General features: G+C 63.7%; 16 protein-coding genes. 10 read left to right on the plus strand and 6 right to left on the minus strand.

Going from position 1 to position 22889, the window contains the following annotated elements; genetic code table 11:
• Nucleotides 1-7: 7 nt before the first annotated feature.
• Complete coding sequence (locus DFP89_RS03545) at nucleotides 8-1147, plus strand: HigA family addiction module antitoxin (protein WP_220269802.1); 1140 nt, start codon at nucleotides 8-10, stop codon at nucleotides 1145-1147.
• A gap of 11 nt (nucleotides 1148-1158) precedes the next feature.
• The gene (locus tag DFP89_RS03550; RefSeq protein ID WP_114348007.1) at nucleotides 1159-1632 is read left to right on the plus strand and encodes a hypothetical protein; all 474 of its coding nucleotides are present in this window, start codon (nucleotides 1159-1161) and stop codon (nucleotides 1630-1632) included.
• A 289-nt stretch (nucleotides 1633-1921) separates the two neighbouring features.
• On the opposite strand, the gene DFP89_RS03560 is transcribed toward DFP89_RS03550, so the two are convergent.
• From DFP89_RS03560 to DFP89_RS03570, 3 genes are all read right to left on the minus strand, one after another.
• On the minus strand, nucleotides 1922-2920 hold the full coding sequence (locus DFP89_RS03560; protein WP_181870229.1) for an efflux RND transporter periplasmic adaptor subunit: 999 nt from the start codon (nucleotides 2918-2920) through the stop codon (nucleotides 1922-1924).
• A 253-nt stretch (nucleotides 2921-3173) separates the two neighbouring features.
• Nucleotides 3174-5777, minus strand: a complete 2604-nt coding sequence (gene mprF, locus DFP89_RS03565; protein WP_147273261.1) for a bifunctional lysylphosphatidylglycerol flippase/synthetase MprF — start codon at nucleotides 5775-5777, stop codon at nucleotides 3174-3176.
• Between the two features lie 200 nt (nucleotides 5778-5977).
• Nucleotides 5978-7876, minus strand: a complete 1899-nt coding sequence (locus DFP89_RS03570; RefSeq protein WP_114348011.1) for an amylosucrase — start codon at nucleotides 7874-7876, stop codon at nucleotides 5978-5980.
• A 429-nt stretch (nucleotides 7877-8305) separates the two neighbouring features.
• Here DFP89_RS03570 and DFP89_RS03575 point away from each other — a divergent pair, with 429 nt between their 5' ends.
• From DFP89_RS03575 to DFP89_RS03585, 3 genes are read left to right on the plus strand one after another with little or no spacing between them, the layout of a single operon-like run.
• Entirely contained in the window at nucleotides 8306-8779 is a 474-nt protein-coding gene (locus DFP89_RS03575) for an SRPBCC family protein (RefSeq protein WP_114348012.1), read from the plus strand.
• Complete coding sequence (locus DFP89_RS03580; RefSeq protein WP_114348013.1) at nucleotides 8776-10191, plus strand: MFS transporter; 1416 nt, start codon at nucleotides 8776-8778, stop codon at nucleotides 10189-10191. The genes DFP89_RS03575 and DFP89_RS03580 overlap by 4 nt, the downstream gene beginning before the upstream one ends.
• Nucleotides 10192-10213: 22 nt before the next feature.
• Nucleotides 10214-10714: a universal stress protein gene (locus DFP89_RS03585; RefSeq protein WP_114348014.1), complete on the plus strand. Its 501-nt coding sequence runs from the start codon at nucleotides 10214-10216 to the stop codon at nucleotides 10712-10714.
• Nucleotides 10715-10764: 50 nt separating this feature from the next.
• Here DFP89_RS03585 and DFP89_RS03590 read toward each other — a convergent pair whose 3' ends face one another.
• A complete protein-coding gene (locus DFP89_RS03590) occupies nucleotides 10765-11796 on the minus strand; it encodes a LacI family DNA-binding transcriptional regulator (RefSeq protein ID WP_114348015.1) in 1032 nt (343 codons plus the stop codon).
• 354 nt (nucleotides 11797-12150) lie between these two features.
• Between DFP89_RS03590 and DFP89_RS03595 the strand changes: the two genes are divergently transcribed.
• From DFP89_RS03595 to DFP89_RS03605, 3 genes are all read left to right on the plus strand, one after another.
• A complete protein-coding gene (locus DFP89_RS03595; protein ID WP_114348016.1) occupies nucleotides 12151-13464 on the plus strand; it encodes a hypothetical protein in 1314 nt (437 codons plus the stop codon).
• Nucleotides 13465-13575: 111 nt separating this feature from the next.
• Nucleotides 13576-14388: an FkbM family methyltransferase gene (locus DFP89_RS03600; RefSeq protein WP_114348017.1), complete on the plus strand. Its 813-nt coding sequence runs from the start codon at nucleotides 13576-13578 to the stop codon at nucleotides 14386-14388.
• 13 nt (nucleotides 14389-14401) lie between these two features.
• The gene (locus tag DFP89_RS03605; RefSeq protein ID WP_114348018.1) at nucleotides 14402-15283 is read left to right on the plus strand and encodes a glycosyltransferase family protein; all 882 of its coding nucleotides are present in this window, start codon (nucleotides 14402-14404) and stop codon (nucleotides 15281-15283) included.
• 32 nt (nucleotides 15284-15315) lie between these two features.
• Here the strand turns inward: DFP89_RS03605 and DFP89_RS03610 are convergent, their stop codons facing one another.
• Both DFP89_RS03610 and DFP89_RS03615 read right to left on the minus strand, forming a co-directional pair.
• Nucleotides 15316-17049 carry a hypothetical protein gene (locus tag DFP89_RS03610; protein ID WP_181870230.1) on the minus strand — a complete coding sequence of 578 codons (1734 nt, stop codon included), beginning with the start codon at nucleotides 17047-17049 and terminating at the stop codon, nucleotides 15316-15318.
• Between the two features lie 116 nt (nucleotides 17050-17165).
• On the minus strand, nucleotides 17166-17555 hold the full coding sequence (locus DFP89_RS03615; RefSeq protein ID WP_114348020.1) for a MerR family transcriptional regulator: 390 nt from the start codon (nucleotides 17553-17555) through the stop codon (nucleotides 17166-17168).
• A 73-nt stretch (nucleotides 17556-17628) separates the two neighbouring features.
• Here DFP89_RS03615 and DFP89_RS03620 point away from each other — a divergent pair, with 73 nt between their 5' ends.
• Entirely contained in the window at nucleotides 17629-18897 is a 1269-nt protein-coding gene (locus tag DFP89_RS03620) for an NADH:flavin oxidoreductase/NADH oxidase family protein (protein WP_114348021.1), read from the plus strand.
• 571 nt (nucleotides 18898-19468) lie between these two features.
• Nucleotides 19469-22813: a M10 family metallopeptidase C-terminal domain-containing protein gene (locus DFP89_RS20985; protein WP_114348022.1), complete on the plus strand. Its 3345-nt coding sequence runs from the start codon at nucleotides 19469-19471 to the stop codon at nucleotides 22811-22813.
• Nucleotides 22814-22889 lie beyond the last annotated feature (76 nt).

A 22889-nucleotide genomic window follows, 5' to 3' on the forward strand; every position in this document is an offset into this window, starting at 1 on the left:
CTTCGTATTGAGTTTGGCTTCTTGCTTTGCGGATGTTCCTCATCCGGGAGAGTTGATCAAAGAGGAAATGGAAGCTCGCGGCTGGAGCCAGCGCGATCTGGCGTTCATTCTGGGCGTTCCCGAGCAGAGCGTCAGCCCGATCATGACCGGAAAGCGGAACGTCACGCCAGAAATGGCCAAGTCGCTAGGCGCAGCGTTTGACGTCTCTGCGGACTATTTCGCCAACCTCCAGAAGGCGTACGAGATGTCGATCGCCAAAGCACCAGACCCGGCGGTTGAGCGGCGAGCGCGCCTGCAGGCAACTTATCCCATCAGGGAGATGATCAAGCGCGGCTGGTTGAAAGACACGGACATCGAGCTGCTCGAGGTGCAGGTAATGCGCTTCTTCAGGAAGAACGCCCTCGATGAGGTCCCCTGCCTTGCCCATGCGGCGAAGAAGGCGGACTATTCCGAGACGACGCCGGAACAGTGGGCTTGGCTTTATCGGGTCAATCAAATCGCCAGTGAAATGGTCGTTGCCCGCTATTCGGCCAAGAAGCTGCAGGAGGCTGTCACTGACTTTCAAAGGCTGACCTTCGACCCCGAAGAAATTCGCCATGTGCCGAGGGTGCTTGCGGAGTGCGGTGTGCGCTTCGTGATCGTGGAGTCTTTGCCGAAGGCGAAGATCGACGGGGTGTGCTTCTGGTTGGACGATGCGTCGCCGGTCATCGGGATGACCATGCGGATGGATCGGATCGACAACTTCTGGTTTGTGCTGCGCCACGAAATCGAGCACCTGCTCTGCGGTCATGGAAAGAGCCAGCCTGTCTCGCCTGAGTTTGTGGACGTTGATTTGCAGCGCGAGGAGGTCGGCTCTGAACCCCAGAGCGCCGAGGAAAAGCAGGCTAACGAGGCGGCGGCCAACTTCTGCGTTCCGTCCGAACAGTTAGAATCGTTTTTTCTGCGGAAATACCCCTACATCTCGGAGCGTGATACGCTGGCGTTTGCAAAGCGCATTCAGCGGCACCCTGGTATCGTGGTCGGTCAGCTTCAGCGGAAGATGGAACGATACGACTGGCTCACTCGCCACAAGGTCAAAGTTCGATCCTTCTTGCAGGGGAGCGCGATCATTGACGGCTGGGGCGAGCCCGTGCCGATTTCACTTTAGGAGGGACGCTTATGGCTGCCTATAAGGAACAACTGCAACGCGTGTGGCATGCCTTTACGGCAGAGAATGGAACCGTCCCCGCGACCGCTCGCGAGGCGGTCCAGTGGGGCGTTTCGAGGGGCATGATCGTCCCTCCTGAGATTGATCCGCTGGACAAGCTCGCGGAGGACATGTCGACTGCGCTTCGTGAAGAGTATGCGACCGACGATTGCGGGCGACGCTACCGGGTGAACCACGCTGTAAGGGTGTCCAAGGGTGGGGTGCAGTTGACCTTGTGGGGCGTTATGCAGGACGCATCGAGGGAGCACATGCAGAAGGCATTCATCCAGCGGCGTGAGCAGATCGTCGGTGATTGCGTTCAACTCGCCACCGATGTGGAAGCCTATAACGCCATGAAGCCGGAGCAGAAGGCCATTCAAATGATCTTTGATTTCAGAGACGACGTTGAAGAGCGCCGTTCTTGGGACAAAGACGAGGCAGCCTAACTGCCCTTCTTCCACCTGGCCTCCGCCGCTGTTCTGGCAATCTCTGCGCGCTGCTCGGGCGTGAGCGATGCAGCCCTAGCTGCGCCACCCTTCAACCCACCCTTGCGTTGGGCCGCGGACTTCTCCAGCGGTGTCTCAGCATCCGCGTCCCCAGTCGCCACGTCCACGATGAACTTGGCAAGCTGGTTGGTGTCACGAGGGCGTTTGGGTTTGTCTGTCATGCCTTCAAGATAGTGCCTGCCCGCGCTGGGCGCAAACCCTGCCTCACGCGCACAGGATTTTTCTTATTTCAAACTGACCCACTACCATATTTCGTCGCCACCTTGCTCTCGCCATCGACGGTCAGCACGAAGGTGCCGGTCTGGTCGGCGGCCAGCGCGACCTGCGGCACCACCAGAACCGGCGCATCGGCGGGCTGTTCGATAACGACGCGGATCGTCTGGCCATCGGTCAGCACCCTGTCGGGATTCTGGAACGTGGCGCGCAGGATCTGGCTGTCGGTGCTGGGATCGACGATGTTGTCCATGTAATCGATGCTGCCTTCGCCCGAATACATGCTGCCATCCGCCAGCTTCAGCCGCACGACCGGCGGATTGGCGTAATCCGCCTTCTTGTATTCCAGCACCTCGCGCTGGCTGGGTGCGAACAGCGCCCAGACGGTGTCATCCTTGACGATGGTGGTCAGCGGCCCGGATGCCGGCGAGACGATATTGCCCTCGGTGATCGCGGTACGGCCGACGCGGCCATGGATCGGCGCGCTGATGCGGGTATAGCCCAGCGTGATCCGCGACACGTCCAGCGCCGCCTTGGCGATCTCGACCTGGGCCGCGGCCTGCTCGAACTCGGCCTTGCGGGTGTCGGCATTGGCCTGCGAGCCGGTCCGCGTCACCAGCAGTTCCTGCGCGCGCTTGTTGTTGATATCCGCATTGGTGGCGGCGGCGGTGGCGCTGGCCAGCTGCGCCTCGTTGGAGTTCACCTCGGCCTGAAACGGCGCCGGCTCGATCTCGTAAAGCAGCTGGCCGGGCTCGACCGTATCGCCTTCCTTGAACTGCGGCTTGAGCAGCGTGCCGGTCACCCGGACCTGAATATCGACCCGTTCGACGGCCTGAATGCGGCCGATGAACTCGCTTGTCCGGGGAACCTCGCGCTTTTCCGCCGCCTTGACGACCACGGTGGGAGGCGGAGCGTCCGCCTCTTGGGCAAGGCTTGCCGGCGCTGTCGCAAGCAGCGCCACCGTCGCCAGAATTGCTGTTACAGAATGTCCGAAATCACGCGTTCCGAGATTCATAAATGCCCCCATGAAGCGCCTCGCAGGGTTGAGGCTTCCTGCTGAATATTGCTTATAGACTGGTCCTTTGCCCGCCAGCACACAAGGGGAATCTATCCCCGGAACGGGGCACCCACGGAAGCGACGTTGCGTAAAGGCGTCGCGCCGGATCGGAAAATTCCAAACCTAACCAACTGAAATAAATCAGTATTATTCGCACCTTGAACCAAAGCCGGGAAAATCCCCCCGGCCATGGCCGTCGGCCTCATGCCGGTCAGGCGGCGGCAATCAGCCGTGCCGCATCCGCAAGCGGCAAAAGCGGCGGCATTCCCGACGGCGTTGCCAGATAATGCGGCACCCAGTCGGGATCGAACTTGGCCTTGAAGGCGCGCAGCCCCTCAAAGTTGTAGAAGGCCCCGCCGTGACGATAAATCAGGTTCCCGAACCGGTCCCACATGCGGCGGCTGCGCTCAAAGGACAGGCCCGACAGCGGTGCCATGCCCAGCGAAAAGCGGGTGAAGCCCTGCGCCTTCAGTTGCAGCATCAGTTCGGTGAACAGGAACTCCATGGTGCCGGCGGGCGCGTCGCCGGAATGGCGCATCAGATCGATGCTGCCGACCTTGCGCTCGCCATTGGTCAGCAGATTGGCAAAGGCGACCAGCCGGCCATCGCATCGCACCAGCGCAAGCGGCCAGTGGTTGAGCCAGTCCGCATCGAAGCGGCCAACCGAAAAGCCCTTTTCGCGGGATTTCTTCGCGCTCAGCCAGATGTCGGAAATCGCCCGCAATTCCGCGAGCAGGGCCGGGCTGTGCGGGGGCAAGGCAAGCTGCAAGGTCAGGCCGTCGCGGCCGGCGCGGGCATGGGCGGTGCGCAGCTTCTTGCGCGACGGGCCTTGCAGGGAAAAGCGGGTCAGGTCGACCACCGCCTTTTCGCCCATCTTGTGCAGCGTCATGCCCAGATCCAGCATCAGCGGCACCGCCTCGGGGCCGACCTGATAAAAGACCGGACGCGCGCCCGACCGCCGCGCCGCATCGATGAAGGTAAAGGCGATCTCCTCGGCGGCCTCGGACGCGCCAACCGGACCGCCAAGCGCCAGCCAGGACGCCCCCGAGACGCCGAACATCACGAAGGCCTTGCCATCGTCGGACAGCATGACGGTCTTGTCGCCGGTCAGCACGAAGCCCGCATCCACGTCCTCGCTGGCGCGGGCGATCCGCGCCGCCGCCGTCAGGGTCGCGCGATCGGGCGGCTTCGGGCGGAAGCGCGGCGCCCGCAGCAACAGCAGCAGCGACGCCGCCCCGACCAGAAGGCTGATCAAAAGCCCCGAGCGCAGCGCCCGTGGCGCATTGGCATCAGTGGCGAACTGCCACCAAAGTTCATGCGCATAGGGCGTGCTTTTATGGGCAAAGAACAGCACGAAGCCGACGCTGAGGATCCCCGCCAGCAGCAGCGCGATCCATCCCGGCGTCATCGCCGAATGGGTCAGCATCGAGCGCAGATGGAACGCCTTGCGAAACGGCCACAGGATGGCCACGCCGATCAGCAGGGTGACGGCCTGTTCGGTCTCGGTCTGCTGCAAAAGCGTGACCACCGCACCGGCCAGCATGGTGGCGATGGTCAGCCAGAAGGCGCCAAGGCTGCGCCGCACCAGACCCAGCGACAGCACCACCAGCAAGGCGCCAAGCGCGCTGGCCAGAAGCGCCGAACCCTCGATGAAGGCCAGCGGGAAGAAGGCCTCGGCGGCCTCGGCGGCCTGGGTCACCGGCGGCAACAGCGCCGAAAGCGACATCCACATGCCCGAACCAAAGACCATGATCGCCAGAAGCAGCGGCGCCGCAGGCTCGACCGCGCGGAATGCCGGTTCGGTGGCGGCAAAAAGCCGGTCCAGACGCGCGTGGCGGGTGCTGCCGCCAAGGGCGCGCCAGGCCTCGAACAGCGACAGCAGGATCAGCGCCATCGCAAAGGGGACCAGATAATAAAGCAGCCGATACAGCAGCAGCGCCGCGGCGATCTGGTCGATGCCTGCCGTGGCCGGCAGGGCGGCAATGATGATGGTCTCGAACACGCCGACGCCGCCGGGCACATGGCTCAGCACGCCGGCCATGGTCGCCGCGGCAAAGACCGGCAGGAAGGTCATGAAATCCGGGCTGCCCGCCGGCAGCAGCAGATAAAGAGTGAGCGCCGAGAAGGCGATATCCCCAAGGCTGATCAGCCATTGCACGACCAGCATCACCGGCGAGGGCGCGTTCAGCGTGAAGCGCCCGATCCTGAGTTGGCGGCGGGTCAGCGAGGCCCAAATCAGCGGCAGCACCACGACGAGGATCGCGGCAATGGCCAGCAGCCGCACGCTGGCCGTCGACAGGGGCAGCACCGAAACCAGCGCCGCCGGATGGATCGCCAGCGCGGCCAGCCCGACCAGCGTGACCGCCACGCCGAAGGCGATGGCGGTAAAGGTCGAGACGGCGGCAATGTCATACCCGTCCAGCCCCAGCCCGGAATAAAGCCGCCATCGCACGGCCGCGCCCGACACCGCCGTCAACCCGATGGTATTGCCGAAGGCATAGGCCAGAAATCCGCCGCTGAGCACCACGGGCAGCGGCAACGGCTTGCCGATATGGTGCAGCGCCGACCAGTCATAGCCGGCAAGACACAGATACCCCGCCAGGCTGGCCAGCAGCGCCATGAAGATGACCTGCCAGGGGGTCGACTGGATCTGGGCGGCCAGCGCATGGATATCGACGGGCGCCAGCAGCCGATACAGGGCGAACATGCCGAATCCGAACAGCATCAGCGCAATCAGATAGGGCATCGTGCCGCGCAGCCGCGCCATTGCGCTGTTTGCCTGACGGGTGCTGGTATCGGTCGTCGGTGATGTCACGAATGGCCCTTCGCAGTTCAACGGCTCGAACCGCCGCAGCAGCCCGACCCTTCATGCGCATCCGTGAGCGAAACCGCGCGCCAAGGCAAGGGCGGCATCGTTAGCATTTGCCCAAAGACCGGACGGCACGAGGGGATCGGCAGGGAATTCGCGCCACCGGCATGCGGGCGGCGCGACCTGCAACGCGGTCGATCCGGCCGCTAGCGGATCCAGACCCGCGCATAGGGCGGCAGAGGGATCGCGCCATTCGCGTCGCCGACCGGGCTGTCGGACAGGATGTCATGCAGCTGGCTTGCGCCCTGCTGGACAACCCAGCTTGCCGGCAGCGTCTGCCAGGTGTCCGAGAAGTTGAAGACGCAGATCACATCCCCCGTCGGCGCGCGGCGGGCAAAGGCGAACAGCACCCGGTTGCCGGTCTGCAGGATCTCGGTGGCGTTCTTGGCGTGGAATTCCGGCGTCGCGGCGCGGCGGGCCAGCATCCCGCGCAGCCCCGAAAACACCCGCGCCGCAGCCCCGTCCGGGTCCGCAGCCATGCCATCCACCCGGTCCCAGTCCATGATCGGGCGATGCAGCCAGCGGCTGTCATGGGCGTGGGGCTTATAGTCGTGATAGCCGTAATCGTTCGGCAGCGCGACCTCGTCACCCATATAGATCAGCGGCAACCCGCCGTGGCTCGCCATCAGCGCATGGCCCATCAGGATGCGGTCCACGGCGCGGTCGATGGCCTCGGCATCCCCGGCAGCCTCGGCCTTTTCCAGCCCGGCAAGCGAGGCGCAGGTGCCGCTGATCCGCTTGTCGCCGGTCTCGGGGTTGTATTGGAACAGCTCGCCCTTGGCGAAGGAATCCGGGAACACGCCTTCGTAGAAATCCGACAGGAAGGCGCGGTGCAGCCGGCCGTTCAGGCCCACGGCGGCGGCGTCCTCGTCAGTCACCGCCCAGCCGATATCGTCATGGCAGCGCAGGTAATTGGCAAAGGTCGCATTGGTCAGCGTGCCCGGGAAATGCGTCGCCATCACATGCGTCATCAACTGCGTGTCGCGCGCCGCGAGCGCCGACCAGAACTGCACCATCAGCGAGTTGTGATAGGCCAGATTGCCTTCCTTGCCGTCATGCTCGCCCCGGCCCAGATAGGGCAGCATTTCCTCGGGGCTGACGATGGCCTCTTCCAGATGGATGACGGATGGCGCGACGATGCGGCAGGCGGCGCGCAGGGCTTGCAGGATCATATGCGCCTCGGGCTCGGACTGGCAGCGGGTGCCCATGCGCTTCCACAGGAAGGCGACGGCATCCAGCCGCATGATCTCGACGCCCTTGTTGGCAAGGTTCAGCATGATCTCGGTGATTTCCAGGAACACCTGCGGATTGGCCCAGTTCAGGTCCCACTGATGTTCGTTGAAGGTGGTCCAGACCCAGCGCTGGCAATCCTCGTACCAGGTGAAGTTGCCCGGCGCGTTGTCGGGGAACACCTCGGTCAGGGTTTTCTCATATTGCTTGGGCAGGGTGTCATCGGGGAACATCAGGTAATAATCCTGATATTTCGCATCGCCCTTGCGCGCGGCCTTGGCCCAGCGATGTTCCTTGGCGGTGTGGTTGATCACCAGATCGACGCAGACGCTGATGCCCCGCTCGCGGCAGGCTTTGGTCGCGGCCTCGAAATCCGCCATGTCGCCGTAAAGCGGGTTGATGGCGCGGTAGTCCATCACCGAATAGCCGCCGTCATTGTCGCCCTTGCGCGGTTTCAGGCAGGGCATGAAATGGACATAGTTGATGCCCAGATCCTTCAGGTAATCCAGCCGCCCGACGACGCCCTTCAGGTCATTGGCGAAGCGGTCGATATAGAAGCAATAGCCGGCCATGCCGGGGCGCATGAACCAGTCCGGTTCCAGATCGCGGATCATGTCCAGCCGCTTCAGGTCATCGGGGCGCTGGCGCCAGGCAGTCAGCAGCGCCTTGTCCAGATCCTTGCGGAAGGCGGCAAAGCCCGAATGCGCGCCGTATAGCCGCGTCAGCATGTCCCACAGATCGTCCCGGCTGCGCGCGTAACGCAGTTCGAACAGCGTATCGTCCGAGATGCCGGGGGCCGGGGCTGCTGTGGTCATGGTCGCGTCTCCTCTGCGGACTGGGTCGGAAAAATGGGCTGATCGGGTGAAGGCGGGGCTATCGCGATTCGGTTCGGCGGTGCGGGGCGGTGACTCGTCTCAAGCGATAGTGGCTCATGGCGTCCCCTCCCCCCAGATTTGGCATGATCACTGCCGCTGATTCCAGCAGCGTCAACCTGTCACGCGCTTCTTTGCCTATTCTTAACGAATTTGTCTTCCCAAATCGATTTGGATTGTTAACTTCGGGGCAGTTTTTTGGAATCACCGACTGCGTCAGCGATCTGGCGCCAGCCCCCTTTGCCACCGGCGCCACCCGCGTCCGGGGACAGATGGGGCATGGCCAAAGCCTGCACGCATATCTGCACAAGGCACGTTCACGAGAATTTCTGAAAAGGGATGCCCCATGCGGGCAAGGGGAGGAGGGTTCGCATGACAGCAAATGTCATGGTCATCGTCGAGCGCCAGTTCGACTATCCGCGGCAGGTGGTGTTTCGCGCCTGGACCGCGCCCGAGGAAATGGCCCAATGGCGCGGCAGCCCCGGCTGGCATGTCGAGGCCGAAACCGTCACGTCCGACCTGCGGGCCGGCGGGCGCCATCACCACGTCAAGCTGCGCGACAACGATCCCAGCGTGCGTGTGACCACGGATGCGGTCTTTACCGAGTATTTCGAACCCGACGTCTTTGTCGCCCGCCAGCGCATCACCGGCGATCCCGGCATCGATCCCGACAGGCCGCTGGAACTGCGGGTCGAGTTCACCAAGATGGGCCGCGATGGCACGCTTTTGCGCATCGTGCAGGGCCCTTATGACGCCGAGGTTGCCGGTTTCCACAGCAAGGGTTGGGAACTGGAACTGGGACGGCTTCAGGAATTTCTGGATCGCACCGCAGGAGGCGTCAGATGAGCGTTCAGACCGAGGGCGCTGTCAGCGCCGCCCTGCCCGATGGCGGGGAAGACCTTACCCACACCACCATCGTGCGGCAAAAGCCCCTGATGGACATGCGCCAGATTCTGCTGATGAATTTCGGCTTTTTCGGCATCCAGTACAGTTTCGGGATGCAGCAGACGGCGATCAACCCGATCTTTCAGTTCATCGGCGCCAACGCCCATGACCTGCCGATCCTGAACCTGGCCGGGCCGGTGACGGGCCTCTTGATCCAGCCGATCATCGGCGCGCTTTCCGACCGCACCTGGAGCCCGCGCTGGGGCCGCCGGAAACCGTTCTTCCTGATCGGCGCCATCGGCTGTTCGATCTGCCTGTTCCTGTTCCCCTTCGTCTCGGCCTTGTGGATGGCGGTGCTGCTGCTTTGGCTGCTGGATGCCAGCAACAACACCGCGATGGAGCCCTACCGCGCCTTCATCGCCGACAAGCTGCCGCCCTCGCAACTGGGCAAGGGGTTTCTGGCGCAAAGCTTTTTCACCGGCTTCGGGATCACGCTGGCGAACCTGTCGCTGTTCGTGTTCCAGAACCTGATAGACGGCGCGACCGAGGCGGGTATTCCCTATTGGGTCGTCGGTTCCTTCATGCTGGGCTCGGTCTGCTCGATCGGATCGGTTCTGGTCTCGGTGCTGACCACGCCCGAGATCCCGCCGACCGAGGCGGAGCTCAAGGCGCTGCGCGAGAAAAAGGGCAGCGCGCTGGGGTTCATCCGCGAGATCTGGGACGCCATCGTCGAAATGCCGACCGAGCTGCGCAAGCTGGGGCTGGTCTATCTGTTCCAGTGGTATGCGATGATGTGCTATTGGCAGTTCGTCACGCTTTCCATGGCGAAATCGGTCTGGGGCACCACGGATGCGCATTCCGAGGGCTTCAAGGAGGCCGTCGGCTGGACCGGGCTGATCAACGGCTGGTACAATATCGTGACCTTCATGGTGGCGTTCTCGCTGGTCGCCTTCGCACGGCGTCGGGGCGCGAAATTCGTCCACATGACCTGTCTGCTGCTGGCGGCGGCGGGGCTGCTGATTTTCCCGCACCTGACCAACAAATACCTGCTGTTCATCCCGATCATCGGGCTTGGCATCGCCTGGGCCTCGATCATGGGCGTGCCCTACATCATGGCGGTGCGGATGATCCCCTCGACCCGCTACGGGGTCTATATGGGCATCATCAACATGATGATCGTGATCCCGATGCTGATCCATTCGGTCACTTTCGGCTGGGTCTATACCCATATCCTCGGCGACAACCCCAACAACGCCATCACCTTTGCGGCGCTGGGACTGGCGGCGGCGGCCATCGCCATGCTGTGGATCCGCGAACCCCCGATCGTGCGCGACGTCGATGACGTCATGGCGATGCCCGGCGGCGGCCACTAGGCCAAGGACAGGAGAAAACAGCATGAAAATGACCGATTACAGCGTGGTCGTCGTCGGCACCGATGGCTCGTCGCTGGCCGAGCCGACCGTCGCCCGCGCCGCATGGCTGGCCAAGCACGAGGATGCCGATCTGGTGATCGTCTGCGCCTATAGCCGGCTGTCGCTGCGCGCCGAGGCCAAGAACGTCGCCACTCTTGGCGGCGATCCGCGCGGGGGCGAGGTCCTGGGCCGCGCCGCCGCCAATGATGCGCTGACCCGCGCCGTCTCGGTGGCCTCGGGCTGCGGCGCCACCGTCACCGCGGCGCTGATGATCGAGGGTGACCCGGCCGAGGCGCTGATCGACACGGTCAAGAAATACCAGGCCGAGGTGCTGGTTCTGGGCGCGCGCTCGGATGTCAGCTTCACCGAACGCCTGCTGGGCACGCTGGCGCGCGAGATCGTCGACCGCGCCTTCTGCGACATCCTGATCGTGCGCCCCAATGAGCCGGGCGAAATCCCCGTCCCCGAGGACGCCGAAGGCTGACTCGCAAGAAACGACAAAAGGGGCGCGGCCGATGGCTTGCGCCCCCTTTTCTATGCGCGGGCGGGTGCCGCGACCGATGCGCCCTGCACCGCAACCGGCGCGATCAGCTTTTGCAGCCCGCCGGGGTTCTTGCCGTCGATGGCTTGCCCCAGAAAGCCCGCGATATCGCCCCAGGCCTCGGTAAAGGGGGATGCGGTGCCCGACAGATCGGGCGTCAGCGTGGTGCGGGGATAGCGCGCCAGCACATCGTCATGGGCCATGACCGAGACATCGCCCGGCACCGAAAGCCCCAGCCGCTGCAAGCCCCGCATCACCCCGGTCGCCAGCACCAGATTGCCGACCATGATCGCCGTGGGCGCGCGGTCCGGGTTCTTGAACAGCGACAGCACCGCCGCCTCGCCGAATTGCTCGGTCATCATGCCGCGATGGATCAGGTCGTCGCGCTGGCTCAGGCCCCGCGCCGCCAGAACGCCGCTCAGGCCCGAAAGCCGCTCTTCGGCCGAGAAGCTGTCTTGGGGGCCGTCGACAAAGGCGATGTCGCGATGGCCCAGATCGGCCAGCCGCGCCGCCATGATCTGGCCCACGGCGCGGTTGTCCAGATCGACAAAGGCATGCCCGGCCGTGGTTGCGGCGCGGCCATGGGTGACAAAGGGGATGCTCTCGGCCATCAGAAAGGCCAGAAGGCCCGGATCGGCGCTGGGATTGACCACGACAAAGCCGTCAACGGCGGCCTGCCGGAACAGCCGGGTATAGGATTTCGTGCTGGGCGCGGCCTTGGGCAGGACGTTCAGCACCACCAGCACGTCGCGCTTCCAGAACTCGACCGCCAGCCCCAGCAGGATTTCCAGCAGGATATTGCTTTCTTCCTGTTCCGAGTTCTCGGGCACGACCAGCCCAACCACGCCCGAGCGCCCGGCCTTCAGGCGCAGCGCATTCGGATTGGGGCGATAGCCCAGCTGGCGCACCGCGTCCTCGACCCGCTGACGGGTGTCGTCGCTGACATCGGGATAGCCGCCAAGGGCCCGGCTGACTTGCGTCGGCGAAATGCCCAGACGAAGGCCGATATCTTTCAAGGTTACCACGAGCTGCGCCTGTCCAATGATTGACCCATGCCGCCAAGGGCGCGGCCCGCTTTTCCGAAAACCCTGCGCGCGCAGGCCACGGCGTCGGTCCGATCCCCGCCACTGTTGTCCGGTTGGCCCCGTATTTGCAAGAAAATTTGCGCCATGGCGGGCCGGGGCGATGCGCGCCGATCAAAGGACGGGCACCGGCGGTCGGGATCGGGCAAATGCGCAACCCTGCCGCCGCCATCGGGCCTTGCCGTCATCATCGCCGCTTTCAAATCCGCCCGACTGTGCCTAGCCTGTCGCAACGCCCCCCTGCCGGGCCGAGACGAACGGCCCTGGCCCCGCGCCCGGGCTCCATGCGGAGGCACCATGCCCGACGACGACGCCGAAGCCGAAGACCTTCTTGCGGACGATCCGCAACCCGCCCCCGCGCGCGAGGCAGCCCCCGAATGGCTGGTGAATTTCCGCCGGTCGGAATTCCGCCGCGGCTTCTATGTCTCGGGCGAGGGCTATGGCGTGGTCTTTTCCGACCGCACAAGCGAGGTTCTGGTCGTCAGTTGCGACAACCTGTCCTCGGCGCGCGAGGATACGCTGGACCGCCTGCCCTGGGGCTATGGTTTCGTGGCCAAGAACGGCTGGTCGCAACTGGGCATCATGACCTTCGATGCGGACTGGTTTCGCAATGACGGCCTGCTGGGCTATATGCAGGAACTGGCGCAATCGGGATTTTTCCGCAGGTTCCGCAAGGTGGTGATGACCGGCACCTCGATGGGCGGCTATGCGGCCTGCGCCTTCGCCTCGCTGGCGCCGGGCTGCACGGTGATCGCGTTTTCACCGCAATCGACGCTGAAAAAGGATCTCGTGCCCTGGGAAAGCCGCTTTCCCTCGGGGCGGCGCGCGGATTGGAGCGGCGCCTTTGCCGATGGCGCCGCGGAATCCGTCGATGCCGAGCGGGTCTTTCTGGTCTATGATCCCGGCTTCGCGCCCGACCTGCAGCATGTCGAACGCTTCACCGCGCCGAATGTGGTGCGGCTGCCGGCGCGCTATTCGGGGCATAAATCGGCGCTGTTCCTGCGCCGGGCCGGGCTTTTGTCCAGCGTGGTGCGCAGCACGGTCGAGGGACACATGTCCGAAGCCGAATTCTTTCGCATCTATCGCGGCGGTCGAAGCCTGCCATGGTATCTGCATGCGGTGCAGGCGCGGCTGGTCGAAGGCAAGCGCCACAAGCTGCTGCCGCGCTTTGCCGCGGCGGTCCGCAAGCTTGGAAACGAACCGATCGCGCGCTCGGCCGAAGCCAAGGCGGTCGAGGCGGGGGTGATGGCGCCGCGGCCCCGCCCCGCAGCGCCCCGTCCTGCAGTACCCCGGCCTTCCGCCCCCCGTCCCGCAGCGCCCCGGCCAACAGCCGCCGGCCCGGCGCCGCAAGGTCCGGCCGGGGAAAAGCCCGCGCCGCAGAATGCGCCGCTTGGCCCGCATCAGCAGCGCCTGCTGGCCGCCCAGGGCCGGGTGCCGGAGCAACCGGCCCCGGAGTTCCGGCCCGCCCCCCCCCCGCCCGAACCCCCACCCGAGCCCGAGGCATGGGCCGATCTCTATCACACCGATCCCGGCCTGCCGCCGCTTCAGCCGGCGGGCGATCTGCCCTGGCAGCTGGCGCAACGGGCGCGCCGGCAGGGAAGCTGGGGCTAGTGCGGCGGCCCGATGCGGCAGCTCTTCCCCGGAAAAAAGGGATTGAGATGTGCAGGAAGCTCTGCAAAGAGACCCGCATCCACCTGCGGATCATTGGGCGGGATTAGATGAATGGCGGAATTTCAGGTTTCGGAAATGGATAGCGTGGACAGTCTCGATCAGAATGAATCCGAACCCTCGGCCGACGCGGCGCTGTTTGATCGCGCCAAGCGTGTTCTCGACCGCCTGGATCAGCAGATCAACCTGATGTCGAACCCCGTGGACGGCACCTGCCCGGTCTTTCACCTGGATGAGGTGTTCCAGATCGCGCTGCCCTGGGCGAGCTTCGAATCCTATCAATACCGGATCGTGAACCGCCACAGCGTGCCCGATCCGGTGCTGTTCACGCAGCTTTTCGACCTGATCCCGACGCTTGCGGGCAAGGCATTGCTGGATATCGGCTCATTCACCGGCCTGCAGGCGCTGGTCATCCGCCGGTTCATGTCCCCAAGCCATGTCCACATGATCGAGCCGCAGAACATGCTGCAGGCGCCCCTGAAGCGCACCATCGACGCCAATCCCGAAGGCTGCCCGGTGACGCTGGTGCAAGAGATCATCGACGACGAGACCTCGGCCATGGCGATATCCGCCGTCCGCACCGAGCGGCTGTCCGAGACCAGCTATCTGCGCCGCGACGGCGGCAAGCTGAAATCGAAATCCATCGACCGCCTCAAGCTGAAGAACATCGGGATGATCAATCTCGATATTCCCGGCACCAAGGTCTATGCCCTGAAAGGGGCTGAGACCATGCTGAAGAAGCAGCGTCCGGTGGTCATGGTGAACCTGTCGGGCCGGGATGTCGTCGAGATGAAGGCCTTCATGGAACCGCTTTCCTACGATTTCGTGCGCCTGGGGGCACATTCGGCGCTGTTCCTGCCGCGGTGACGGGACAACGGACATGTCCATCGCCTTTGTCACCATGGTCTATAATGACGAGTTCTTTCTGGATGTCTGGCTGCGTCACTATCTGAAATACACCGCCCCGGAGAATCTATACGTCATCACCCACGGCCCGCAGCCCTATGCCCATGAGATGGCGCGGGGCTGCAATGTCATCGAGATCGATCGCGATCCGCGAAACCCGCGCCTCGATCAGGACCGGTTTGCCCATCTCAGCAAGTTCTGTTCGGAACTGACCGCATCCTATGACCGGGTGATCTGGAACGACGTGGACGAGATCATCCTGCTGGACCCGAAATACGGTTCGGACCTGATCGGCTATATGGAATCGATTCCGCGCCAGCAGCAGGTGATTACCCCGCTGGGGCTGGAGATCGTGCATCGCGCCGATCTGGAAAGCGATTACGACTATGGGCGCGAAATGTTTGCGCAACGCCGGTATGTGCGCTTCAACGGCTGGTATACAAAGCCCAACATCACCGGCATTCCGATCATCTGGGGGCCGGATGGCCATGGCTCGTCCCATGACCAGATCCATCTGGACGACAGGCTATACACCTTTCACCTGAAATGGTTCGACCAGAGCTTCCACATCAACCGGCATCGCGACCGGCTGAAGCTGCGCTTCAACGATGATGACGGCAATGAGGTGATCGTCGGCGCCGGCAGCTGGGCGTGGTCGGAATCGACCTATCTGATCATCTCGAACAGCTTCCTGCGCATGAATGTGCTGCCGCCGCGCCGCTCGTTCGATTTCGGCCCGCAGCGCGAGCTGGTCCGGTCCTCGTTCCGGGGCGGCTCGAACGGCATGTATCGCATCTCATGGTCGGTGGACGGTACCCTGCACCACCTGCCCGAGCGCTTCGTCGGCATGATCTGAGCCCATGATCCGGGCCGGCCGCGCGGGCGGGCTCAGCTTGCCTTGGCCAGCGGCATGACATGCGCGTTGATGAAATTCGCGATCCGGAAATAGCCCTTGCGGGTATAGTGGTCGCTGTCGACGAATTCGTCGCGCGGGATCATCGCATCGACATCGATGAAATAGGCCCGGTCATGGCTGTCGCAGAACGCGCGGCACATCCGGTTATAGGCCGTGCGCTGCGGGCCCGAGCGCTCTGCCTGCGGGCCGAAACTGTCGCTGGTTCCCAGAATGAACAGGGTCGCATCCGGCCGCATCGCCGCCGCCGCCTTTTCAAAGCAGCGGCGCACCAGTTCCAGATGGCTGGCCTCGTCCAGACGCAGGTGATGCAGCGTGCGCAGCATGCGGATCGCCATCTGCGGATTGCGCACCAGCCCGGTCAGCCGCTTGGGCGGCAAGGTGGTCAGGTAGCGATCGACCTCGCCCTGCGCCTCATAGGTGAACAGGTTCGGGGTCAGAAAGGCGAAGAGCATCGACAGGATGATGACATCCGCCGAGGCGAGGCTGGCATCCAGTGCCTCCATCTCGGACAGGGTATGGCCGACGACATTGCGCAGGACCCAGTGGTTCGCAATCGACTTGTCGCGCGGATTCAGGAAGAACCCGGCATCGTCATAGCGGATGATGATGCCGTTATCGTCGGGCTTGTTGACAAACTCGTCCCGCCTGGTCCCGCAATAGAACGAGACCTGCTGCAGGTCGCAGCCGCCGACCAGACACAGATGCCGGTCATCGGTGGCGCTGGCGGTCGCGCCGAATTCCTCGACATGGCGGATCCAGTCCACGGTCGCGGGCGTGTCCAGCGGGCTTGCCACCGGCGTCGCGATCTGGAATTGCGGGCGTTCGAGATAGTTCCAGACCCATTGCTCGACGCCCATGTTGAGCGTGCGGCAGGAAAAGGCGAAGTGATGCACCGTCGTGCCGTTGAAGCGGCGCCGGATGCAGAAAAAGCCGACCAGCCCGTAATCGCCATAGCGATCCTTGACCTGGACCAGCCCGGCATGGACGCCGGGGATGCGCAGCAATTCCGCCAGTTCAGCCTTCTGCGCCTCGGTCGTGACCCGGACCTTGGTGAAGTTCAGCTGGTTGGTGCGGTTGATCAGCTCCAGCACCCGATCCATCTTGTCGTCGAAATCGGTGATGATCTTCAGCTCGATCCCGGACTGGCGCAGGAAATCCTCGTTGTTGAGATTGCCGTCCTTCTGATCGTTCTCCTTGGCTTCGAGCACGCGATACTGCGCCAGCCGCGAATGATCGCGGTCGTCCTTGCCGGCAAGCTGCGGCAGCGCGGCCAGCCCGGACAGGTCGGGGCGGCTGCCATCGGTGGCGCCGCTGGCGTCGATGCAGGCAATGCCGGGGCAGAAGAACTTCACCTCTTCAAGGTTCAGGTGGTTGTCGTCCAGAAACAGCGCGTTCTCGTCGCGCAACTGCATGCGCTCGAGGATCGATTTGACCGCCTGCCCCTTGGGCGTCCAGTCGATATGGGGAAAGACGAACCGGTCCCAGATCCCCAGCTCTTCCAGCTTGGCCCTGGCGGGTTCAAGATCGTTCTTCGAGCAGATCGAGCACATGATCCCGCGATCGACCAGATCCCTGACCAGATCGATATGGGCTTGCACGGGGGTGATTCCGCCCTCGGACAGGGTTCCCTTCCAGAAGGTTTCATCCAGATCCCAGATGACCACCTTGATGTCCTTGGTGACGGCGAGGAAACGGTCGTCTGACATGAATTCCACTTTGAACGACATATGATCAGTTTGCAGATTTATCAGCTTTCAGCGGATATGCCACCTTGCAGTGCAGCGGCCACGCGCCGCCACACGGATCGCGGGCATGGACGGCATCAGGCCATCAGGGCCGACGACAGCTCGGGCTGCGCCTCCGCCTTGCCGGCCTTCAGTTCCGCCATCAGCGCCGCGATCCGGCGCCGGCGATCCTCGGCATCGGCGATCAGCGCGGTGACGGCCGCGTGCTTTGCCGCCAGCAATGTCAACGCATCCTCGCATGAGATGACATGCGCGCCCTCCTGGGGCTCGACCCTGGCGATCTCGCGCAGCGTGAAGCCAAGGCCCTGCGCCTGCTCGATGAATCTCAGCAGGCCGACCAGCCTGGCCGGATAGTCGCGATAGCCATTGGCCAGGCGTTCACCCGGCGGGATGATCCCCTCGCGCTCATAAAAGCGGATGCGCGAGGTGCTGACGCCAGCCGCTTTGGCAATTTCGCCGATTTTCATCGCCAGAGCCCTTGACCTTAAACCTAGGTTCAAACCCTATATCCATGGCGAACCCATAGCAAGGATCGCAACAATGTTTGATCATTCCACCGACTCGCGCCTGTTCGAACCGCTGCACCTGCCCGGCGGACAGGTCATCGCAAACCGCATCGCCAAGGCCGCGATGGAAGAGAACATGGCCGATTCCGCCCATCTGCCTGATGACGCGCTGCTGGCGCTTTACCGCCGCTGGGGCGCGGGCGGCTCCGGGCTGTTGCTGACCGGCAATGTCATGGTGGCCGCCGATGCGGTGACGGGTCCGGGCGGTGTGGTGCTGGATGCCGGGCAGCCGCTTGAACCCTTCCGACGCTGGGCCGAGGCCGGGCGCGCCCATGGCGCCCGGATCTGGATGCAGATCAATCATCCCGGCCGCCAGGTTTATGCCGCGACCAACCCCGTCGCCATCGCGCCCTCGGCGGTGCCGGTCGAGCTCGACGGCTATTCCAGGTTTTTCACCCAGCCCCGCGCCATGACCGAGGCCGATATCGCACGCGTCATCGGCCAGTTCGCCGAGACCGCCGCGCTGGCCGAACATGCCGGTTTCGACGGGGTCGAGATCCACGCCGCGCATGGCTATCTGCTGAGCCAGTTCCTGTCGCCGCGCACCAACCTGCGCGACGATCAATGGGGCGGCGCGCTGGGAAACCGCGCCCGTCTGCTGATCGAGATCGTCCGCGCCATCCGCGCCCGCGTCGCCCCCGGCTTCGGCCTTGGCGTCAAGCTGAACTCGGCCGATTTCCAGAAGGGCGGGTTCGAGGCCGAGGATGCCGTGGCGGTGGTCCGCCTGCTGAACCACGAGGCGGTCGATCTAGTCGAGATCTCGGGCGGCAGCTATGAAAGCCCGGCGATGCAGGGCCGCCCCGAACGTGCCAGCAGCCGCGCCCGCGAAGCCTATTTCGTCGAATTCGCCCGCGACATCGTGGCCGAAGCAGAGATGCCGGTCATGGTCACCGGTGGCATCCGCCGCCGCGCCACGGCCGAGGACGCCCTTGCCCCCGAGAATGGCCGCCCCGGCGTCGCCATGGTCGGCATCGCGCGGGCGCTTGCCTATGTGCCGGACCTGCCGTTGCTGTGGCGCAAGGGCGAAAGCGTCGCCGAGGTGCCGGTCCTGCGCTGGAAAGGACGGCTTTGGGCCGGGATTACGACCATGGGTCTGACCAAGCTGCAAATGCGCCGGCTGGGCGCGGGCAAGATGCCCAAACCCGATGCCTGGGCGCCGGGGGTCCTCATCTCGGATCTGCTCCGGGCCTGGCGGCGCAATGGCCAGTATCGCGCCTGGCTGCGCCGGCGCATCGCCGGATAAGCGGGCTTGGCCGCCGGCATGGACGGCATGGACGGCATGCTGACGGCTGACAACTGACGGGCGGCGCTTCACCGGCACGTTCTCGAACCCCGACAAGCGCCCGGACGGGCTTTCGCCGCAAAACGATCCGCCGGATCCGCTGGGGCCGGTCGCGGGCGGCTCATCCGGTTGCCGGATTCCGGCAGTATCCCGGATGCGGGGGCGCGCCCCACCCCCTTCGCCGCATAGCACCCGTGAGTTGAGATGCACCCCCCGCAAGCCCGGTGCGCGGCGCCCTTGGCCCGGCCGGGTTTCTCGCAACAAGGGACAGGGATGCCCGCCCGCCCGGGATCCCCGTCGATAGGCCAAATTCCGCCGATGCGGCGATCATGATTTTCCATCACATTAAATATAAATGATAAATTTACAAAATCCGGCCCGGGAAAAATCATAGACTCGTCTGCATTCCGCCAGCATTATCGATGTTAGTTGCGAAATTTTAAGCAACTCATGCTGCGCCAACAGGCAGTTGGCAGCGCCAAAAGCCGTGCAAATCTTACCACTCATGATTGTTACACAGGGAGTCTCCAGAATGCCGCCCGCAGTTCAATCCGACGACCAATGGTGGATCAACGACCAAACCCCGGATAACCCATATGGAAAAAGCGAGGATTACGAGGCTTTTCTCAATTATGTCGGAGCGCTGCCTCGCAGCCTGACGCCCGCGATTGCGGCGAACCCGCTGCTGATCAATGTGCAGGAACTGAACAATCATCCCGAATACAAGGCAGCCGCGATTGGCGCGCTGACGATGTGGTCCTCGGTCACCCCGCTTGAATTCCAGATCGTCGACGACAGGCCCTTCGACCGCACGACGCAATGGATGCAGATCGTCAGCCCCGAACTGGGCGAGGCAAACGATGGCAGCGCCTTTTCAAGCAACCGCTATGTCAGCGTCGGCCAGCGCTTCCACGATACCGAACCGAACAAGACCGATATCGGCGGCTATGTCTTCGATTCGTTCATTCACGAATTCGGCCATGAATTCGGCCTGAACCATCCGGGGCTTTACAATTACAGCGGCCCCGGCGGCGTGCAGATCAACTATCTGAACAATGCGACCTGGATCTATGATCGCCAGCAATATAGCGTCATGTCCTATTTCGACGGCATCGATGTCGGCGAGGATACGCGCTGGTCGGCCTCGACGCCGCTGATGGCGGATATCGAGGCGGTGATCCGGCGCTTTTTCTCGACCGTCGATGCCGAGGGCAACCGGACCTACCAGACGATCAACCTGAATACCGGCGACAACACCTATGGCTTCAACAGCAGCCAATACGGCTATCAGCTGACCTCCTCGGGGATGCAGCACGATATCGGCTTCGTGATCCATGATACCGGCGGCATCGATACGATCGACTTTTCCGGCTCGACGGCGGGCACGATCCTGGACCTGCGCGCCGGGCAGTTCTCCAGCGTCAACGGCCATAGCAACAATGTGTCGATCTTTGCCGGGCACAATGCCGACCAGACCGAATATTACATCGAGAACGGCATCGGCAGCAGCCATGCCGACGTGCTGATCGGCAATGACGGCAACAACATTCTGGATGGCGGCGCCGGCAATGACAGCATGGCCGGCAATGGTGGTGACGATACCTATTTCGTCGATTCCGCCGATGACATCGTCCGCGAGAACGCTGATGGCGGGAACGATACCATCTATGTGCTGACCAGCGTCCTCGACCTCGGCGAGATCGCCAATGTCGAGAACATCGTCTATGTCGGCGGATCGTCCGTCGAACCCGAGGATGATGACGAGGACGACGAGACCTCGACCACGTCCGGCGGCACGCTGGCCAGCATCATCCTGGGCACCGCCGGTAATGACACACTGGACGGCGGCGCCGACGGCGACACCATCTTTGGTCTGGATGGCGACGATCTCATCATCGGCGGGCGCGATTCACTGGCCAGCCGCGACATCAACAACACGATCCCCGTCGCGGAACTTGAGGACCAGACCGAAAGCGATGACGGCAATGACTCGCTTTACGGCGGCGGCGGCAACGACACCATCATGGGCGGTGCCGGCGACGACACGCTGGATGGCGGCGAGGGCGACGATGTTCTGCGGGGCCAGGACGGCGTCGATGTGTTCCGGGGCGGCGCCGGGATCGACACGGTCGATTTCAGCATGGAAAGCCCGTTCCAGCTGCTCGTCAATCTCGAGACGAATGTCGCCAGTGGCGGCACAGCCTCGGGCGATACCTTCTATGACATCGAGAACCTGATCGGCTCGAATGACCGCATCGACAGGTTCGTCGGCAACGCCTCCGCCAACCACTTCATCGGTCAGGGCGGCGGCGACTATTTCAACGGCCGCGATGGCGATGACCTTCTTGATGGCGGCAATGATGGCGACATCATTTACGGCGAATGCGGCAATGACACGATCATCGGCGGTGCTGGTCAGGACTATCTGAACGGCGGCGCGGGGATCGACACGGTCGTCTATACGGGCAGTTCCGCCGGTGTCACGGTCGATCTTGTCAACAACACCGCCAGTGGCGGCGATGCGGACGGACCGGTGCAGATCGTCGGGCGCGGCACGACCATCCGGCACGACATGCTTGCCGGCTTCGAGAATGTCGTCGGATCAAGTTTCAACGACAATCTCATCGGTGACGCGCAGGTGAACGATCTTTCGGGCGGCGCGGGCAATGACACGCTGACAGGGGGCGGCGGAGCCGACATCCTGCAAGGCGGTGCCGGTGCCGATACGGCGGATTACTCCGACGCGACCAGCGGCGTCTCGATCGCGCTCAACGGCGGCGGGAATGTTGGCGACACCTATGTCTCGATCGAGAATCTTGCCGGTTCGGGCTTCAACGATCTGGTGCGCGGCAGTGTCGGCGCCAATGTGCTGACCGGTCAGGGCGGCAACGATACCATCAATGGCGGTCGCGGCAATGACACCCTGATGGGCGATTTCGGTGATCGGGGCGACCTGCCGCCGCGTCCGGGGCTGGGCACCGGCTACGCCACGCTGGGGCCGGATGCGACGAACAACTCGATCGCGACCGCCTTCGACATTTCGAACAACTTCTCGCTGGCTTCCGACCCCGACATATTCGATTCGACGACCGTCCTGCACACGACCGTCAACGCCACCGGAAACGGCCAGGGCGGATACTACCGGGTCGAGCTGGCCGCCGGTGCCATCATCACCATCGACATCGATGGCATTGCTGATCCAGATGTCCATGACAGCTGGGTCAGGCTGCTGGACGCCGACGGCAATATCGTCGCCGAGAACGATGATGGCGGCGGCGATCCTGGCTCGAACTCGAACCGGGATTCCAGCACCGTCTTTGTCGTGCCGGAAACTGGCACCTATTACATCGTGGAAGGCAGCTGGTCGCCCTACGCTCCCGGCTCGGGCTGGGCGGAAACGGTGCCTGCGGGCTCGACATACGAACTGAACGTATCGGTCGATTTCCCGCCTGCGACGCCAGAGCCGGGCGAGGCCGGGTCCGACCGGCTCAGCGGCGGCAATGGCAACGACCTGCTGGATGGCGGGCTGGCGGCCGATATCCTGATCGGTGGCGCGGGCGCGGATTCCTTCCGCTTCTCGACCGCACTTGGAGACGGCAATGTCGACCGGATCCTGGAATTCAGCACCGCCGACGACACGATCCTGCTGGACAGCCTGGTCTTTGCGGATCTCGGCGCCGAGGGGGTCCTCAGCTTCGGCGCATTCCAGGCCGGCACCAGCGGTACCGCGCAGGATGCAGATGACCGCATCATCTACGATAGCGACAGCGGGATGCTGTATTACGACGCCGATGGCTCGGGATCGGGGGCGGCGGTCCAGTTCGCCCGCGTGAGCATCGGGCTGAGCCTCACCTCCGATGATTTCGTCATCATCTGACACGAAACCCGGAGGGGGCGCATCGTTGCGCCCCCTCTGTCCGCCGACCGGCCGTTCCGACGCCTCGGCATGGCGC

The sequence above is a fragment of the Paracoccus lutimaris genome (assembly GCF_003337565.1).
GTDB classification, from domain to species: Bacteria; Pseudomonadota; Alphaproteobacteria; order Rhodobacterales; family Rhodobacteraceae; genus Paracoccus; species Paracoccus lutimaris.

What these genes read in the sequence shown, in the direction of transcription:
- DFP89_RS03610 (WP_181870230.1), bottom strand. Translation starts at nt 17,049, where the DNA reads ATGTCAGACGACCGTTTCCTCGCCGTCACCAAGGACATCAAGGTGGTC.
- DFP89_RS03560 (WP_181870229.1), bottom strand. Translation starts at nt 2,920, where the DNA reads ATGAATCTCGGAACGCGTGATTTCGGACATTCTGTAACAGCAATTCTG.
- DFP89_RS03570 (WP_114348011.1), bottom strand. Translation starts at nt 7,876, where the DNA reads ATGACCACAGCAGCCCCGGCCCCCGGCATCTCGGACGATACGCTGTTC.
- DFP89_RS03615 (WP_114348020.1), bottom strand. Translation starts at nt 17,555, where the DNA reads ATGAAAATCGGCGAAATTGCCAAAGCGGCTGGCGTCAGCACCTCGCGC.
- DFP89_RS03580 (WP_114348013.1), top strand. Translation starts at nt 8,776, where the DNA reads ATGAGCGTTCAGACCGAGGGCGCTGTCAGCGCCGCCCTGCCCGATGGC.
- DFP89_RS03620 (WP_114348021.1), top strand. Translation starts at nt 17,629, where the DNA reads ATGTTTGATCATTCCACCGACTCGCGCCTGTTCGAACCGCTGCACCTG.
- DFP89_RS20985 (WP_114348022.1), top strand. Translation starts at nt 19,469, where the DNA reads ATGCCGCCCGCAGTTCAATCCGACGACCAATGGTGGATCAACGACCAA.
- DFP89_RS03585 (WP_114348014.1), top strand. Translation starts at nt 10,214, where the DNA reads ATGAAAATGACCGATTACAGCGTGGTCGTCGTCGGCACCGATGGCTCG.
- DFP89_RS03550 (WP_114348007.1), top strand. Translation starts at nt 1,159, where the DNA reads ATGGCTGCCTATAAGGAACAACTGCAACGCGTGTGGCATGCCTTTACG.
- DFP89_RS03595 (WP_114348016.1), top strand. Translation starts at nt 12,151, where the DNA reads ATGCCCGACGACGACGCCGAAGCCGAAGACCTTCTTGCGGACGATCCG.
- DFP89_RS03575 (WP_114348012.1), top strand. Translation starts at nt 8,306, where the DNA reads ATGACAGCAAATGTCATGGTCATCGTCGAGCGCCAGTTCGACTATCCG.
- DFP89_RS03600 (WP_114348017.1), top strand. Translation starts at nt 13,576, where the DNA reads ATGGCGGAATTTCAGGTTTCGGAAATGGATAGCGTGGACAGTCTCGAT.
- DFP89_RS03605 (WP_114348018.1), top strand. Translation starts at nt 14,402, where the DNA reads ATGTCCATCGCCTTTGTCACCATGGTCTATAATGACGAGTTCTTTCTG.